Source organism: Streptomyces sp. NPDC048434 (assembly GCF_043200375.1).
In the GTDB taxonomy this organism is placed as follows: domain Bacteria; phylum Actinomycetota; class Actinomycetes; order Streptomycetales; family Streptomycetaceae; genus Streptomyces.
In genome coordinates, this window is record NZ_JBICXQ010000026.1 from 65,247 (window position 1) to 77,685 (window position 12,439).

The window sequence follows — 12,439 nt, forward strand, 5'->3', positions numbered from 1 at the left end:
CCCCGCCATGCACCGTGGCAAGACCATCTCTCCGTGGCGCGTCCGGGGCCCCCGCGCGAGATAGACAGGGAAACTTGCAAGTTTTCCTGTCGAGATTTACGCTGGAGATATGCCGGAAAAGGACCAGGAACGCCTGGCGACGGAGCTGCGCACCACCGTCTCCCTGCTGATGCGCCATCTGCGCGCCGCCTCGCCGCACGGGGAACTCACCCCGACCCAGCGCGCGGTGATCAGCCGGATCGAGACCGACGGCGAGGCCACCATCGCCGCGCTGGCCCGCGCCGAGCTGGTCCGCCCGCAGTCGATGCGGCTGACCGTCGGGGCACTGGAGGAGCACGGCGTCCTCGCCCGCAGCCCGCATCCGACGGACGGCCGGCAGGTGGTCTTCTCGCTCACCGAGGAGGGCCGCCGGATGCTCGCCGTCGTACGGCAGGCCAAGCACAACTGGCTGGCGGAGGCCATCGCCGGCCGGCTGACCCCGGAGGAGCAGCGGACCCTGGAGTCGGCCACCGAACTGATACGGCGGCTGATGCCGGAATGAGCAACCTCTCCGCCCCCGGACCGGGCGGCACACCGGAGGCCACCACGGCCCCGGCAGCCGTCACCACCCCGCAGGAGACGGGTGCGCCCGCCGCTCCCGGCGCGGCCATCGGTTCCGGCCGTGCCTTCGGCGCCCGGCTGATGGCGCCCCTGCTGCTCGGCTCACTGCTGAACCCCATCAACTCGACCATGATCGCCACCGCGCTGGTGGCGATCGGCCAGGACTTCCACGTCGGCGCCGCCGACACCGCCTGGCTCATCTCCGCGATGTACCTCGCCAGCGCGGTGGGCCAGCCGTCGATGGGGCGGCTCGCCGACCGGGTCGGACCGCGCCGGGTGTTCGCGGCCGGTGCGCTGACCGTCTGCGCGGCCGGCGTCATCGGGGCGCTCGCCCCCACCTTCGCGCTGCTGATCGTCTCCCGGGTCGTGCTCGGGATCGGCACCGCGGCCGCCTACCCCGCCGCGATGGCGGTGCTGCGCGCCGAGTCGGCGCGGACCGGCCGTCCGACGCCCCGGTATGTGCTCGGCCGGCTCTCGCTCGCCGCACTGGGCAGCGCCGCCATCGGCCCCACGCTCGGCGGACTGCTCGCCGCGACGGCGGGCTGGCGCGCGGTATTCGCCGTCAATATCCCGCTCGCGCTGCTCGCCCTGCTCGGCGCGCTCGCCTGGCTCCCGGCCGACCGGAAGGAAGCCCGGCCGGGGCGCGGCGAGCCCGCCTCCGCCTCCCTCGACCCGCTGGGCATCGCGCTGTTCGCCGCGGCGCTCACCTGCGCCATGGTCTTCCTGCTGCGCCTGGCGGACCCGCAGTGGCTGCTGTTGGCGCCGGCCGGAGTGCTCGCGGGCGTCCTGGTGTGGTGGCAGCTGCGCCATCCGGCGCCCTTCATCGACCTGCGGATGCTCGCCCGTAACGGCGCACTGGTGCGCACCTATCTCCGGCAGGGGCTGACCTATCTCGTCATCTACTGCGTGCTCTACGGCTTCAGCCAGTGGCTGGAGCAGGCGCACGGCGCCTCGTCCCTCCAGGCCGGGCTGATCATGCTGCCGATGTCCCTGGCGGCCGCGGTCTGCTCGATCGTGGGCGCCCGGACGAAGGGCATCCGCGCTCCGCTGACCCTCGCCGCGGCCTGTCTCGCCGTCGGCAGCGCGGTCTTCCTCCTGCTGCACGGCACCGGCCCGCTGGTCGCGCTGCTGTGTGCCGGGGCGCTCTTCGGCATCCCGCAGGGCCTGGCCTCCACCGGCAATCAGGCCGCCGTCTACGCCCAGGCCCCGGCCGACGGCGTGGGCGCGGCCGCCGGGCTCCAGCGCACCGCCCAGTACCTCGGCGCGATCACCGCGTCCGGCCTCCTCGGGCTGCTCTACGGGCAGCGCGCCTCGGACTCCGGGCTGCACCAGATCGCGCTGATCGGCGTCGTGCTCGGCCTGCTGCTGTTCCTCCTGACCCTCGCCGACCGCGGCCTGCGGCCCGGCGCCACCGGGACCGGCGGCTGAACCCGGCCACCGGTCCCCGGCCGCCACGACGGCCGTACCCGCCACACCCGCAATCCCACCACCCGTCACCCCACAAGGAGCCCCCGTGCCCGCCACCACCCTCGACGCCACGACCGCCCTGGTACTGATCGACCTGCAGAAAGGCATCGCCGGTCTGCCCGGCGCCCCGGTGCCCTCCGCCGAGGTCATCGAGCGTGGCGCGCGGCTGGCCGCCGCGTTCCGTGCCCGCGACCTCCCGGTCGTCCTGGTGAACGTCACGGGCGGCGCCCCGGGCCGTACGGAGTCCGCGGCGCGCACCGGCAACCCGCCCGCCGACTGGGCGGAGCTGGTGCCCGAGCTCGACCGGCAGCCCGGCGACATCATCGTCACCAAGCAGCAGTGGGGCGCCTTCCACGGCACGAACCTGGATCTGGAGCTGCGCCGCCGTGGGGTGACCCAGGTCGTCCTCGCCGGCATCGCCACCAGCATCGGGGTGGAGTCCACCGCCCGTGCCGCACACGAACACGGCTACCACGTCACCCTCGCCACCGACGCGATGACCGACCTGGACGCCGACGCGCACCGCAACAGCCTGGAGAAGATCTTCCCGCGGCTGGGCGAGACCGGCACCACCGAGGCGATCCTCGCGCTCCTCGGCTGAGGCTCAGGGGCGTACGCCTCGGGGCCGGACGCCTCAGGGGCGTACGCCATCGAGCGGTGCCGGATGCCCCGCCGGACGCCGCTCGTGCCAGCGCAGATCGTCCTGGAGCTGGGCGGCCAGCGAGATCAGCCGTGGCTCGCCATGGGCCGGGCCGAGCAGCTGGGCGCCCAGCGGCAGGCCGTCGGCGCTGAAGCCTGCGGGGACGCTCACGCCCGGCCAGCCGAGGACATTCCACGGCCAGGCGTACGGGCAGGCGGCGATCATGGCCTGGTCCGTACGCCAGCCGCTGAGCTTGGCGAGGGTGCCGATGCGCGGGGGCGGAGTGGCGGTGGTCGGCGTCAGCAGGACGTCATAGGGGCCGAACAGCGCGCCGATCCGGCGCTGTTGGCGCTTCTCGACGGCGCGCGCCCGGCGCAGTACGGGCCCGCCGAGCAGTCGGCCCATCCGCGCCGCCTCGCGCGTACGGCGGTCCAGGAGGGAGCGGTCGGGGACCCGGTCCGCCCACTCCCCCACCCCTGCCGTGGCGCGCGGGACGAAGGCCAGTCCGACCAGCCCGTAGTCCGGTTCCGCCTCCTCCACGAAGTGCCCCAGCCGGGCGAGGGTGCGGGCCACACCGGTCACCGCGTCCCGGACGTCGGGGTGCAGCGGCTTGGGCGTGAAGGTGAAGGCGGCCTTCCACGACAGCGCGATGCGCAGCCGGCCCGGATCGCGGCGGGCGGCCTCGCGCGCCGCGATGGCGGGCGGCCGGTGCAGATCGCCGTCGTGGTTGCCGCTGGCCACGTCCAGCAGCAGCGCCGCGTCCTCGACCGTACGGGCCAGTGGTCCGATGCCGGTGATCCCCTGGAAGGACTCCGGGTCCGGCCAGGTGGAGATGCGGCCGCGCTGGGGTTTGATGCCGACGAGATGGGACCAGGCGGCGGGGATCCGGACCGAGCCGGCGCCGTCGGTGCCGAGCGCGGCGGGTACCAGCCCGGCCGCGACCGCGGCGGCCGAGCCGCCGGAGGAGCCGCCCGGGGTGTGGGCGAGGTTCCAGGGGTTGCAGGTGTTGCCGAACGCCGGTCCCTCGGTGAACGGCCACTGCCCCAGTTCGCAGGCGTTGGTCTTGCCGACGATGACCGCGCCGGCCGCGCGCAGCCGCCGGACGACCTCCGCATCGCGCTCCTTGGACGGGAACTCGCCGGCGCACCCGAACGCGGTGGGCTCGCCCGCCACATCGGTGTCGTCCTTGACCGCGACCGGCACCCCGAGCAGCGGCAGCCGCTCCCCGCCCGCCAGCCTGCGGTCGGCCTGTGCGGCCTCCGCCATCGCCGCCTCGGCCCGTACCCGCCGGAAGGCGTTGACACTGCTCTGGGTGGCCTCGATGCGCTCCAGCGACCGCCGTACCAGCGCGGTCGAGGTCACCCGCCCCTCGGCCAGCGCCCGCGCCTGCTCGGCGAGGCCTTCCCACTCTCCGGCCGTGGCACCGATGTGCCGGGCCGGGGCCGGCCCGGTCTCGCGGTCCTGGCTCTCGTCAACGCTCACGCTGCGTGCCCTCCCTGGAACCGCTCATTCGAACGAACGGTCCCAGGAGGCTAATCGTCACGGCGATGGCCATCAACGATGCCGCGCGGTGCGCCACATCGACGACACACGGACGGCACACAGCGGCCCGCCGTGTTCCGGTCGTGTGACGCACGGCGCGCGAACGAGGGGCGTGACGGCCGGTGCACGCCCGTTACGACCGGTGGACGACCATCGCCGAGCCGCCGCCGCGCCGTACCTTCTCGGCCGCGGCCAGCCAGCGGCCGTCCGGCAGCCGCTGCACACCGGTCGCCGCTCCGATCTCCGGGTTCTCCTTGAACGCATGTCCGATCGCTTCGAGTTGCTGACGGACCGGGCTGTTCCACAGGCCGGGTTCGAGCTCGGTCGTCGCGGCGTTGCGCTGGCTGGCGCGCGGTGCGGCAATGGCGTCGACCAGGGGCATTCCGCGGTCGAGGTGGTTCACCAGGGTCTGCAGCACGGTCGTGATGATGGTCGCGCCACCGGGCGAGCCGAGCGCCAGCACCGGCCGGCCGTGCTGCAGCACGATCGTCGGCGAGATGGACGAGCGCGGCCGCTTGCCGGGGCCCGGGAGGTTGGGGTCGTGGACCGCCGGGTCCGCCGGCGCGAAGGAGAAGTCGGTGAGTTCGTTGTTGAGCAGGAAGCCACGGTGCGGGACGACGATGCCGCTGCCGCCGGTCTGCTCGATGGTCAGGGTGTAGGCGACGACATTGCCCCACTTGTCGGCGACGGTCAGATGGGTGGTGTTCTCGCCCTCGTACGTCGTCGGAACGGCCTTGCCGCCACTGGCACAGCGCTTCGGATGGCGCGGGTCGCCGGGCGCGAGCGGGCTGGTCAGCGCCTTGTCGTCGCGGATGAGACAGGCGCGGGAGTCGGCGAACCGTTGTGAGGTGAGGGCCTTGGCCGGTACGTCCTCCTGCGCCGGGTCGCCGACCCAGCGGCCGCGGTCGGCGAAGGCGATCCGGCCGGCCTCCAGATAGCGGTGGAGATACTGTTTCTCGCTCAGCCGGGAGACGTCGCTCTTCTCCAGGATGTTGAGCGCCTCGGCGACGCTGGTGCCGCCCGAGGAGGACGGCGCGATGCCGTAGACGTCGCGGCCTCGGTAGCGGGTGTGGGTCGGCGCGTGGCGCAGGGCCCGGTAGGCCCGCAGATCGCCCGTGGTCAGCTTGCCGGGCCGCACCTTGCGGGTGGCTCCGGTGCGCACCGGAGGCTTCCGGACGGTGCGGACGATGTCCCGGCCGAGAGCGCCGTCGTAGAGCGCCCCGGTCCCCTTCTTCGCCAACTCGTCGTACGTACGGGCCAGATCGGGGTTCTTCAACGTCGAGCCCACCGCCGGCAGCTTGCCGCCGGGCAGGAAGAGGTCCGCCGTCGCCGGGAAGTCCCGGAAGCGCGCCTCGTTGTCCGCGGTCTGCCGGCGGAAGGTCGGATCGACCGTGAAACCGCCCGCTGCCAGCTGCCGGGCGGGCCGCAGCACCTGCCCCAGGGACCGGCTGCCCCACTTGTGCAGGGCGGTGTCCCAGGTGGCGGGAGTGCCCGGGGTGCCGATGCTCAGCCCGCTGGTGACGGCGTCGGCGAACGGAATCGGAGTGCCGTTCTCCAGGAAGAGGTCCTTGCCGGCGGAGCGCGGGGCGGTCTCCCGGCCGTCGAGGGTGCGTATGGTCCGCGACCTGGCGTCGTAGGACACGAAGTAGCCTCCGCCCCCGATGCCCGCGGAGTAGGGCTCGGTGACGCCGAGGGCGGCGGCGGTGGCGACCGCCGCGTCCACGGCGTTGCCGCCCTTCTTGAGCACCGAGATACCGGCGGCCGAGGCATCCGCGTCGACGCTGGAGACGGCCCCGCCATAGCCGACGGCGACCGGCGTCTTCTCCGGTGTGGCGGTGGTGGCGCTGTCCTGTGCCGTGGGAGCCGGCCGGGCGGGCGCGGCGGACCCGGCGGCGGCCGGGACCGCCACCAGGGAGCCGGCCAGCGCGGCGGCCGCTCCCAGGACGGTGAGGCGTCGGGCTCTGCTCATACCGGGGTTTCCTCCAAGAGCGTGCGCGGGGAGCGGCAGGGGCCGGAGCCTACTCGGCCCAACAGCGCGCCGACAGAGGGCATTTCGCCTGCTGCCGCCCTGATGGCGGCAGGGATCAGCCGCCCTTTTCGCGACGGATCCGATAGGCCCGTACGGACCGGGACAAGCCGCCCCGCAGCCCCGCCCCGCCCTCGAACACACACCCGGTGAGCCGCTACGCTCCCCGGCCATGGACGACACCCTGCTCCTCCTGACCGTGGCGGCCGTGGCCCTGATCGTGGGCCTGGCGGCCGGCTGGGCCGTGCAATCGGCGACGGTCCGCCGGAAGATGACCCGCGAACAAGGCTTTTTCGGGCTGCCGGACGGTTCGGAGTGTGTGCTGGTCACCCACCGGGACAGCTCGTCGGCCCACTGGAGCATCCCCCGTCATGATGCGCTGGCACTGCTGGGGCTGGCCGCGGTGATCGAGAACTGTGGTGCGCACCCCGAGGTCGCCCCGCACGACACCGGTCTGCAGGGGTTCGGGGCGCGTACCGAGTTCTGCGTCGGCGACCCGACCGCGCACCGCCGGCTGGCGGCCCATCTGGCCAATCTGCTGCCGGGCGTCGCGGTGCAGCCGGGCGACGAGTCCGGCGCGGGCCGCAACACCTTCACGATCGGCGGCTCGACGTACCGGATGGAGCCCGGCGCGGTCGAGTATGTCCTGCTGGCGCGCCTGAGGGCCGGTGAGGGCGACCGCCCGGTGTTCCTGGCGGCCGGCCAGCGCCCGGTCACCCACCGGGCCGCGGTCCGCCATCTGGTCCGCAACCGGGCCCGGCTGGCCCGTAAGCACGGCGCCGACGGCCAGTTCTGTCTGCTGCTGAAGGTGGTCAACTCGCAGGCCTACGGGCCCGATGTCGTCGAGCTGGTCGCCGATGTCACCAAGGCCGCGCTCACGGCCGCGGAGCCGAAGGGGCACCGGTCGGCGGCCTGAGACCGGCACACCGGCGGGCCGGTCCCCGGCCGCCCCTTCGCCCGGCACACCGGCGGGCAGCCGCCCCGCCGTTCTGCCAAGCTCAAAGGCATGATCGCCGGCCTCCGCTCACCCGTCCTGCACTGGACCGGTGTGCTGCCGGTGCTGGCGGTGGTGCTGTTGGCCCTGACGTGGGGGCGCTCGCTGCCGGTCGCCCTGGTGGTGCTGGTGTCGTGCTTTCTGGCCGGGGCGGCGCTGTCCGCGCTGCATCACGCGGAGGTGATCGCGCACCGGGTGGGTGAGCCGTTCGGGTCCCTGGTGCTGGCGGTCGCGGTGACCACCATCGAGGTGGCGCTGATCGTCACGCTGATGGCCGACGGCGGCGAGAAGAGCGCCGCGCTGGCCCGGGACACCGTCTTCGCGGCGGTGATGATCACCCACCTGTAACGGCATCGTGGGGCTGTGCCTGCTGGTCGGCTCGCTCCAGCGCAAGGTGGCCGTCTTCAACCCCGAAGGCACCGGCGCGGCACTGGCGGCGGTCACCACGGTGGCGGGACTGAGCCTGGTCCTGCCGACGTTCACCACCACCACGCCGGGTCCGCGGTTCTCCACCCCGCAGCTGATCTTCGCCGCGCTGGCCGCGCTGGTCCTCTACGGCCTGTTCGTGACCACCCAGACGGTCCGGCACCGCGACTACTTCCTGCCGGTGACGGCGTCCGGCGAGGTGATCCACGCCGAGGACCATGCGGACCCGCCCTCCGCACGGGCCGCGCTGACCAGCCTCGGACTGCTGGCACTGGCGCTGATCGCGGTGGTCGGGCTGGCCAAGGCGGTGTCACCGGTCATCGAGTCGGGTGTGGCCGCGGCCGGTCTGCCGTCCTCCGTCGTGGGCATTGTGATCGCGCTGCTGGTCCTGCTGCCGGAGACCATCGCGGCACTCCGCGCGGCGCGCCGTGACCGGGTGCAGACGAGCCTGAATCTGGGCCTGGGCTCGGCGATGGCCAGCATCGGCCTGACCATCCCGGCGGTCGCGCTGGCCACCGTCTGGCTGCCGGTCCCCCTGGTCCTGGGCCTCGGCGCCAGCCATATGGTGCTGCTCGCCCTGACCGTGATCGTCGGCACCCTGACGGTGATCCCCGGCCGCGCCACCCCGCTGCAGGGCGGTGTCCATCTGGCCCTGCTGGCCGCGTACATCGTGCTGGCCGTCAGCCCGTAGGGCGAGCGAGGCCGGACGGGAGCCGGTAGGGCACGTTGACCACGGTCACCCCCGGCGTGAACAGCAGCCGGGCCTTGAGCCGCAGTGCGCTCTGGTTGTGCAGCAGTTGTTCCCACCAGCGCCCGACGATGTATTCGGGGATGACGACCGTGACGGCGCCGCCCGGATGCCGCGCACAGACATCCACGACGTAGTCGATCACCGGCCGGGTGAAGTCCCGGTAGGGCGAGCTGAGCACCCGGAGGGGTACGTCGATGTCATGGGCGTCCCACTGCTCGCGCAGCCCCCGCACATCGCCGGGATCGATCGCGACGATCAGGGCGTCCAGTGAGGTGGGACGCATCGCACGGGCATAGCCGAGGGCCTTGAGCGTGGGCGCGTTCAACGCGTTGACCAGCACCAGCACATAGTTCCCGGCCGGCTCCCAGGGGCGCGCGCCGGGGGCGATCGCCAACGCCCGCCCCACGCGCTCGTAGTGCTGGTGCACCGCTCGCATTCCCATGAAGAGCAGCGGCATGGCGATCACCACGATCCATGCGCCGTGCATGAACTTGGTGATCAGGACGACGATCAGGACCACCCCGGTGAGTACCGCGCCGACCGCGTTGATCGCCTGGGAGCGCCGGTGCCGGATCCGCTCCCTGGCAGGCAGCCCCGGTTCGGCGAGAATGGTCCGCCAGTGCCGGACCATGCCGGTCTGGGAGAGCGTGAAGGAGACGAAGACGCCGATGATGTAGAGCTGGATGAGGTGGGTGAGTTCCGCTTTGAAGAGGATGATCAGCCCGATGGCGGCCAGCGCGAGCAGGATGATGCCGTTGGAGAAGACCAGCCGGTCACCGCGGTTGTGCAACTGCCGGGGGACGTAGCCGTCCTCGGCGAGGATCGACGCCAGCATCGGGAAGCCGTTGAAGGCGGTGTTGGCGGCAAGGATCAGCACACCGGCCGTGAACGCCTGCAGCAGGTAGAAGAGCACGGTGGCCTCGCCGAAGGCGGCCCGGCCGATCTGGGCGAGCGCGGTGGGGGTCGGGGTGTCGGGCGGCAGCCCCAGTTCGGCGGGCGTGACCGCGACATGCACGTCGTAGAGCATGGCCAGGATCGTGATCCCGGCGAACATCGTGACGGAGAAGAAGCCCATGATCAGCAGCGTGGTGGCGGCGTTGCGGCTCTTGGGCCTGCGGAAGGCGGGCACTCCGTTGCTGATCGCCTCGACGCCGGTCAGTGCGGTGCAACCGGACGCGAAGGCCCGCATCCCCAGCAGGACCAACGCCAGGCCCGTGTAGTGCGATACGGCGTGCAGCGGCAGATCAGCGGACTCGGCGCGGGGGGTCGCGCCGAGGGCCGTCCGCACTGCCGCGAACGCGAACATCAGATAGATGAAGAAGACGAACCCGTAGGTGGGAACGGCGAAGACCCGCCCCGATTCCCGTAGGCCGCGCAGATTCATCAGGGCCAGCAGCGCCACGAACCCGACGGACAGCGCCATGTCATGGCCGCCGAGGGCCGGAATCGCGGAGGTGATCGCGGCGACGCCGGAGACGACGGACACCGCGACGGTCAGTACATAGTCCACGAGCAGCGCACTGGCCGCGGTGAGCGCCGCGGTCCGTCCGAGGTTCTGCGCGCTGACGAGGTACGCCCCGCCGCCCCCGGGGTACGCGTAACAGGTCTGCCGGTAGGACGCCACCACGACCACCAGCACCAGCACGATGGCGGCCGCGGCGTACCAGGTCAGATGGAGCAGAGCGACCCCGCCGAGGCCGACGACCAGCAGGATTTCCTCGGTGGCATAGGCGACCGAGGACAGCGGGTCACTGCAGAAGATCGGTAGCGCCAGTCGCTTCGGCAGCAGCGTCTCGCCGAGCCGCGCGCTGTCCAGCGGACGGCCCACCATCATCCGCTTCGGCCTGAAGAATTGGCTCATAGGCGGACAAACTATGGGCCGCCCGGCGGGGGCAGAGGGAGGCTCGCGGAGCCGCCGCGCATCGCGGCCGGGGGCAGCCGGCCCCCTCGGGCGGCGGTCCGTGCGGCCCGCCGGTGCGAGCCGATCGGGTGCGGAACCCGCCCGCGCCGGTGTCGTTCCCGCTCCCGTCGCGGACCGCGTGAGAGCACGTGGAGGATGGCATCCGATAAGCGCACAAATACGCGGCGGAGGCTCCTGCAGGCCGCGTTCGTGGTCGGCGTGCTCTCCGTCGGCCGGGCCCTGTTCCTGCCCGACGGCGGCGCTCCGGAGACCGGCGGGCCGCCCCGCGCCCGGCACCGTCCGCCGCAGCCCCACACCACGCCGGCCGGGTCTCCCCCGGGCGCCGGTCCCGCCGGAGCGGCGCAGCCCCCGCCGCCCTACCGGCTCCGCCCGACGGCCGGCGAGACCTCGCGCTCCGGTCCGGGCGCCTCGCCGCCGCACCCCGAGGTCGCGTACCACCTGTCCACCGACCGCCGCGAGATCTACCTCACCTTCGACGACGGCCCGCACCCCCTCTACACCCCCGACATCCTGCGGATCCTGCACCGTCACGAGGTCCGGGCCACGTTCTTCGTCATCGGCGAGAACGCCGTCGAATTCCCCGGCCTGCTGTACGACATCGCCGACGAGGGCCATGCCGTCGCCAACCACACCTGGACCCATCCACAGCTCACCACGCTGCCGCCGGGCGCCGTCCGCAGCGAACTCGGCCGCACCAGCAGCCTGATCGAGGACATCCTCGGCACCGCCCCCGACCTGGCCCGCGCCCCGTACGGCGAATGGGACGACCCCGCCCTGAGCATCTGCAACGACCTGGGCATGTCCCCCGTCGGCTGGGCGGTCGACTCGCAGGACTGGACCGTCCCGGGGGCCGGGACCATTGCGTACACCGTCCTCAACGAGATGCACCCCGGCGCGATCGTCCTGTCGCACGACGGGGGCGGTGAGCGACGGCAGACCGTCGAGGCGCTGGAGTGGTATCTGCCGCGCCTGCTGGACGAGGGGTACCGGCCGAGCCGCATCGAGCCCTGACGAGGGGACCGCGCGGACCGATTCGGCGGCCTCGGGTGAGAGCGGTCACCCGAGGCGCCGGAATCCAACTCAATGGTTTATCGTTCAATTGGAAGCGGGCGCGCCGGCACGATGGCGTCCGAGGGCCCTCCCCTCCCCGGGGAAGCCGGCCCCGCCGCCGCAGGCAGCAGGCCCAAGGGCCTCGCCGTCACCGCCCGCGCCACCACAGCCGCCCCGGCCGAATTCCCCCGTTCGGCCGGGGCTTCCCCTTTCCCGGTGCGGAGACGATGTCTCAGCGCAGATACGACGCCCCGTTGACGTCGAGCACCGTTCCCGAGGTCCAGACCGCCTCCGGCGAGGCCAGATAGCGGACGGCGGACGCCACCTCCTGCGGCGTGGCCACCCGGCCGAACGGGCTCTGCTGCCGTACGTCCTCCGTGAGGCGGTCGGCGACCCGCTCGGTGGCCACAAATCCCGGGGCCACGGATGCCACACCGATGCCGTACGGCGCCAGATGGACCGCCAGCGACTGCCCCATCGCATGCAACGCCGCCTTGGCCGCGCCATAGGCGGGGTGATCGGGCTCGCCGCGGAACGCCCCGCGCGACCCGATGTTGACGATCCGTCCCTCCACCTCCCGCTCGATCATGCTCCGCGCCGCGTGGTAGGTGACATGCGCCGCCCCCAGCAGATTCACGTCCACGACCTGCCGCCAGGCGCTCTGCCACTCGTCGAACGACGTACGGTCCAGCGGATGCGCCACATTGGCGGCCGCGTTGTTGACGAGCACATCGACGCCGCCCAACCCGTCCACCGCCGCCTCGACGACCGCCGCCGCCCCTTCCGGAGTACTCACATCCCCCTGCACCAGCACATGGCCGCTCCCCGCCAGCCCCTCGAACGCCTCCTGCGCCGCCGCCCGCCGCGACGCGTAATGCAGCGCGACCCGGTCCCCGTGCGCGGCGAAGATCTCGGCCACCGCCCGGCCGATCCCCCGCGAGGCCCCGGTCACCAGCACCGCCCGGCTCATCCGACACCCTCCGCCCCGGCGCGCGGACGGCTGTCACAGCCGGAACCGCTGC

At 72.9% G+C, this 12,439-nt stretch carries 9 protein-coding genes and 1 pseudogene; 6 read left to right on the forward strand and 4 right to left on the reverse strand.

What is annotated here, in order from left to right; genetic code table 11:
• The first annotated feature begins 109 nt into the window (after positions 1-109).
• The 3 genes from ACGFWI_RS27925 to ACGFWI_RS27935 all read left to right on the forward strand — a co-directional run bounded on the left by ACGFWI_RS27925 (position 110) and on the right by ACGFWI_RS27935 (position 2,668).
• Positions 110-541, forward strand: coding sequence for a MarR family winged helix-turn-helix transcriptional regulator (locus tag ACGFWI_RS27925; RefSeq protein ID WP_393908793.1), 432 nt, complete (start codon positions 110-112; stop codon positions 539-541).
• On the forward strand, positions 538-2,028 hold the full coding sequence (locus ACGFWI_RS27930) for an MFS transporter (RefSeq protein WP_393908794.1): 1,491 nt from the start codon (positions 538-540) through the stop codon (positions 2,026-2,028). Before ACGFWI_RS27925 ends, ACGFWI_RS27930 begins: the two co-directional genes overlap by 4 nt.
• 85 nt (positions 2,029-2,113) lie before the next feature.
• Positions 2,114-2,668 carry an isochorismatase family protein gene (locus tag ACGFWI_RS27935; protein WP_393908795.1) on the forward strand — a complete coding sequence of 185 codons (555 nt, stop codon included), beginning with the start codon at positions 2,114-2,116 and terminating at the stop codon, positions 2,666-2,668.
• 33 nt (positions 2,669-2,701) lie between these two features.
• On the opposite strand, the gene ACGFWI_RS27940 is transcribed toward ACGFWI_RS27935, so the two are convergent.
• Positions 2,702-4,189, reverse strand: coding sequence for an amidase (locus ACGFWI_RS27940; RefSeq protein ID WP_393908796.1), 1,488 nt, complete (start codon positions 4,187-4,189; stop codon positions 2,702-2,704).
• A gap of 193 nt (positions 4,190-4,382) precedes the next feature.
• Complete coding sequence (gene ggt, locus ACGFWI_RS27945; protein WP_393908797.1) at positions 4,383-6,218, reverse strand: gamma-glutamyltransferase; 1,836 nt, start codon at positions 6,216-6,218, stop codon at positions 4,383-4,385.
• A gap of 229 nt (positions 6,219-6,447) precedes the next feature.
• Between ggt and ACGFWI_RS27950 the strand changes: the two genes are divergently transcribed.
• Positions 6,448-7,191 (forward strand): hypothetical protein, encoded by a 744-nt coding sequence (locus tag ACGFWI_RS27950; RefSeq protein ID WP_393908798.1) that lies wholly within the window; start codon positions 6,448-6,450, stop codon positions 7,189-7,191.
• 90 nt (positions 7,192-7,281) lie between these two features.
• Positions 7,282-8,386 (forward strand): annotated as a pseudogene (locus ACGFWI_RS27955) (calcium:proton antiporter).
• On the opposite strand, the gene ACGFWI_RS27960 reads toward ACGFWI_RS27955, so the two are convergent.
• Positions 8,376-10,307, reverse strand: a complete 1,932-nt coding sequence (locus ACGFWI_RS27960; protein WP_393908799.1) for an APC family permease — start codon at positions 10,305-10,307, stop codon at positions 8,376-8,378. The pseudogene ACGFWI_RS27955 and the gene ACGFWI_RS27960 sit on opposite strands and share 11 nt — an antisense overlap.
• A 195-nt stretch (positions 10,308-10,502) precedes the next feature.
• On the opposite strand from ACGFWI_RS27960, the gene ACGFWI_RS27965 reads away from it, so the two are divergent.
• Entirely contained in the window at positions 10,503-11,378 is an 876-nt protein-coding gene (locus tag ACGFWI_RS27965) for a polysaccharide deacetylase family protein (RefSeq protein WP_393908800.1), read from the forward strand.
• Between the two features lie 271 nt (positions 11,379-11,649).
• Here the strand turns inward: ACGFWI_RS27965 and ACGFWI_RS27970 are convergent, their stop codons facing one another.
• A complete protein-coding gene (locus ACGFWI_RS27970) occupies positions 11,650-12,387 on the reverse strand; it encodes an SDR family NAD(P)-dependent oxidoreductase (RefSeq protein ID WP_393908801.1) in 738 nt (245 codons plus the stop codon).
• Positions 12,388-12,439: the final 52 nt, after the last annotated feature.